This window comes from Serratia sp. ASV30 (assembly GCF_016428815.1).
GTDB lineage: Bacteria > Pseudomonadota > Gammaproteobacteria > Enterobacterales > Enterobacteriaceae > Chania > Chania fonticola_C.
In genome coordinates this window covers 1-253 of sequence record NZ_JAELTL010000296.1, presented here as the reverse complement: position 1 = coordinate 253, position 253 = coordinate 1, and the positions used below count along the sequence as shown (strand labels likewise).

Below are 253 nucleotides of genomic sequence, written 5' to 3'. Positions count from 1 at the left end.
CCCCCCCCCCCCCCCCCCCCCCCCCCCCCCCCCCCCCCCCCCCCCCCCCCCCCCTTTTCAAGCAGAAGACGGCATACGCGATGATACCTCCTGTCTCGTGGGCTCGGAGATGTGTATAAGAGACAGGCCATATTGCCGACGTGCTGATCGTCAACGGCGGTCTGGGGCCAACCAGCGACGATCTCAGTGCGTTGGCAGCGGCCAAGGCTTGTGATACCGAATTGGTCGAACATCCTGAATGGATCGCCCGTAT

Annotated in this window: 1 pseudogene; it reads left to right on the top strand. The window is 64.8% G+C overall.

Annotated elements, in window-relative coordinates:
* Positions 1 to 119: 119 nt before the first annotated feature.
* Positions 120 to 253 (top strand): annotated as a pseudogene (locus JHD74_RS26525) (molybdopterin-binding protein); the annotation flags it as partial.